The organism is Dolichospermum lemmermannii CS-548 (genome assembly GCF_028330815.1).
Taxonomy (GTDB): domain Bacteria; phylum Cyanobacteriota; class Cyanobacteriia; order Cyanobacteriales; family Nostocaceae; genus Dolichospermum; species Dolichospermum lemmermannii.
In genome coordinates this window covers 1-2,673 of record NZ_JAQMTJ010000054.1, presented here as the reverse complement: position 1 = coordinate 2,673, position 2,673 = coordinate 1, and the positions used below count along the sequence as shown (strand labels likewise).

At 39.1% G+C, this 2,673-nt stretch carries 3 protein-coding genes; all 3 read left to right on the top strand.

The genetic code is table 11. From position 1 onward, the window contains the following. Positions 1-109 precede the first annotated feature (109 nt). The 3 genes from vapC (at position 110) to PN450_RS02635 (ending at position 2,367) form a co-directional block, all read left to right on the top strand. Positions 110-529, top strand: a complete 420-nt coding sequence (vapC, locus tag PN450_RS02645) for a type II toxin-antitoxin system tRNA(fMet)-specific endonuclease VapC (protein ID WP_271835344.1) — start codon at positions 110-112, stop codon at positions 527-529. 276 nt (positions 530-805) lie between these two features. Continuing rightward, a complete protein-coding gene (locus PN450_RS02640) occupies positions 806-1,855 on the top strand; it encodes an AAA family ATPase (RefSeq protein ID WP_271835343.1) in 1,050 nt (349 codons plus the stop codon). A gap of 2 nt (positions 1,856-1,857) precedes the next feature. Then, positions 1,858-2,367, top strand: a complete 510-nt coding sequence (locus PN450_RS02635; RefSeq protein WP_210422207.1) for a cysteine--tRNA ligase — start codon at positions 1,858-1,860, stop codon at positions 2,365-2,367. Positions 2,368-2,673 lie beyond the last annotated feature (306 nt).

The window sequence follows — 2,673 nt, the reverse complement described above, 5'->3', positions numbered from 1 at the left end:
ACCTTGCATATGCCGTAATGAATGGGGTTAAAGCTAGGGGAGAAAAAGGACAATACAGTACAGAACGTATTCATTTTAACAAAAATAACCATTCTTAACTTTTCGTTACATAGTTAGAAACTTTTCCGCCGACCTACTTAATGCCTGTATTATTTATCTCAAGGGCAAAAACTTTCATTTAAAACAAAAGCTGGAGAATATCCCACTTTCAGAAATTGCTGTTTGTTCAGTTGTGAAGGGTGAATTATTTTATGGATCAATTCGTAGTGCTAACCCAGAGCGTAATCTGAGGTTACAGCAAGAATTTTTGAGTCAATTTGTGTCTTTGCCTTTTGATGACCAGTCTGCTAGAATTTTCGGAGAGATTCGCGCCCAACTTGCTGCTAATGGAACACCTATTGGAGCTTACGATTTACAAATTGCGGCTATTTCTTTAGCGAATAATTTGATCTTAGTTACACATAATACTAAAGAATTTTCACGCATTCCCCAACTACAATTGGAAGACTGGGAAATAGATATTTTGTAATCTTTTAACTGTAAGCATTACAGCTATCAGTGCGATAGCGAAGCGCGACCTAGGAATCGCTCGTAGGTTGGATTGATGAAGTGCGATAGCGAAGCGCTCCGCAGGAATCGTTTGTAGGTTAGATTGATAAAGTGCGATAGCGAAGCGCGACCTAGGAATCGCTCGTAGGTTGGATTGATAAAGTGCGATAGCGAAGCGCGACCTAGGAATCGCTTGTTGGTTGATATAATCTGTTCGATTAGTACAAAATATTAGTGTAAACATTTAAAATAATCTATGCTAAATAATCTAAATATTAAAAACTTCACAGTTTTTCCTAGTGCAAATCTCCAATTCTCTAAATATCTGAATGTAATAGTTGGAGAAAACGGATCGGGGAAAACACATCTTCTTAAAGTTGCCTATTCAGCACTTGCAACCAGTTGGGAAGAAAGCCGCAAGCCAACAAGTAGTACACCAACAAAAGCTTTAATGCAAACTCGTCTAGCTGACAAGCTTATCAATGTTTTTCGTCCAGAATCTCTTGGACGGCTCGCTCGACGAAAGCAAGGACGTGAGAGATGTGACATTAAACTCTTGTTTGAAGATAAACAGTTCAATTTTGAATTTAGCTTTTCTACAAATAGTAAAACAGAAGTGCTAATCGAGAAAGTTCCAAAGGGTTGGCTTGACACTTCACCAGCTTATATCCCAACTCGTGAATTGCTTAGTATTTTCCCAAACTTTGTTTCCGTTTACGAAGGCCATTACCTTGAATTTGAAGAAACTTGGCGAGACACTTGTATACTTCTAGGCGCTCCTTTACAGCGAGGGACTAAAGAGAAAAGAATTCAAGAATTGTTAGCTCCGCTTGAAACATCAATGGGTGGCTCAATCGAGCTAGATAAGAATGGGCGTTTTTATTTAAAAAATGAGCGCGGTCGCTTTGAGATGCCACTTATTGCAGAAGGCCAGCGTAAATTAGCAATGCTGGCGCGTTTAATTGCAACTGGGGTATTAATGGACAAAGGTTTTCTATTTTGGGATGAGCCTGAAGCAAATCTCAATCCACTTCTGATAAAACAAGTAGCTCAAAGCATTGTGAGCCTAAGTAAAATAGGGATTCAAGTATTTATTGCCACTCATAGTTTATTCCTGTTGCGTGAGCTTGAAATATTAATGACTGATAAGCAAAATATTGAACTCAACTCACGATTCTTTGGTTTGCACTTTTCAGATGACGGTGTTGTGGTCAACCAAGGAGATACAATTGACGAAATTGGCGATATTACAACACTGGACGAAGAGCTTGCTCAATCTGATCGCTTTATCAGTAGTGGGGTTTGAGTGTGATAAACATCCAGGTTGATAGCTTGATATTTACCTTTCCCGATTCATGGAAAGTTTGCAAGTACGATGAATGGGCTTTTTATCGTCACCAGTTCTCTAAGATGTCGCCTGGAATTAAAGCAGTTGATCTTCTCGCAATTGAGAGTCAGGTGATATGGTTAATTGAAGCCAAGGACTATAGACAGCATCCTCGGACTAAAACCATAGATTTAGCAGATGAAGTAGTGCAAAAAGTCTTGTATACCCTTGCGGCTATGTTACCTGCCAAGATTCACGCATCAGACATATCCGAAAGTAATTTTGGTGGGGAAATTTTGAAAGGGCAACAGTTGCGTGTTGTTTTGCATCTTGAGCAACCAGTAAAAACTTCAAAGTTATTTCCACGTGTTATTGACCCTTCAAAGGTACAGCTTAAATTGAGAAGTCTAATCAAACCAATTGATCCGCATCCAAAAGTCGTTGAGTCTAACCAGATGCAAGGGTTACAGTGGACAGTGACGGAACTATAAATACTTAATTTTAATCTCCGCGTCTAAATAGATGGTAATGGCTAACACTGTTTTGGTATCAACCGCAAAGACCGTTTCTTAGATTCCCAAAGGGCTTTTGTCAGGTTGCCATTTACACCTTGACTAAGTGCGATAGCGAAGCGCTCCGCAGGAATCGCTCGTAGGTTACCTGAGTTCGATGTAAGAAAACCAGCTAAAAATGAGTATTCAAAAGGGTTAGAGGCTTTTCTGGAAAGAGCCTATATTCTCAATAAACATTAATTATTGAGAATTAATAGGAAACCAGCCTAGATTTAAGTAAATTTT

Bases quoted from the DNA above. Each gene is read 5' to 3' on its own strand.
- PN450_RS02640 (WP_271835343.1), top strand. From the start codon at position 806: ATGCTAAATAATCTAAATATTAAAAACTTCACAGTTTTTCCTAGTGCA.